Genomic DNA, 628 nt, shown 5'->3' with positions numbered 1-628 from the left:
GTTTATGGACGGAATAAGGTTTCCGGCAAGCATGTCGCTGAGTTTCTTTCAGCCCTTCGATCTGAGATTAGGCCTTACCTGCCGGAGTCGTTGAAGTGATGTGATCTTGGATCACACCTTGCCACCCTGAATGACGCTGAGGCCGTTTTTGAGCGCTTTCTTGTGGTTGCTTACCGTGCCTTTCCAGCCGAATTGAGGATTCAGGCGGTAGGTTTTGCTTCGGCCTATCTTTGGCCCCTCAAGGATTATTCCGAACTCAATCAGGTTTTTAACAGCTTTGCTAACATTTGGTTTTTTCATTCCCAATGATTCTGCAATGTCGATTTGTGCCACCAGAATGTAATTTTCGTAGTCCAGGTCTGCGAGAAGCATCATGAGTACTTTTGTCTGCTCATGGTTCAGTTCTGTAGCGATGATTTTGAGTGCTGCCTGATTCATAGTGAAATGCCTCTCGAACGATGATTTTTGCTTGGGACGGATCACGGCGACAAACCCGCCCAAATCCTCTCCGGTTTCGAGGTCAACCTGTGTGACTTTTCGCATGAAAATTCCTTAAATAGTTATGCCTGAACATAACTAAGTTATGCCTGAACATAACTATCTGTCCAATGATTCCGCTTGTGGCGCG

1 protein-coding gene is annotated in these 628 nt (G+C 46.2%); it reads right to left on the bottom strand.

Features of this window, described 5'->3' with window-relative positions; all coding sequences use genetic code 11:
• Window positions 1–111: 111 nt before the first annotated feature.
• Window positions 112–543: a helix-turn-helix domain-containing protein gene (locus D3I60_RS01480; protein WP_262774349.1), complete on the bottom strand. Its 432-nt coding sequence runs from the start codon at window positions 541–543 to the stop codon at window positions 112–114.
• Window positions 544–628 lie beyond the last annotated feature (85 nt).

The sequence above is a fragment of the Brevibacterium permense genome, from assembly GCF_025506275.1.
GTDB lineage: Bacteria > Actinomycetota > Actinomycetes > Actinomycetales > Brevibacteriaceae > Brevibacterium > Brevibacterium permense_A.
Note: the sequence above shows the minus strand (reverse complement) of the source record. Positions and strands in the feature narration are given on the sequence as shown.

Excerpts from the sequence above, each read along its gene's own strand:
- D3I60_RS01480 (WP_262774349.1), bottom strand. The coding sequence starts at position 543 with ATGCGAAAAGTCACACAGGTTGACCTCGAAACCGGAGAGGATTTGGGC.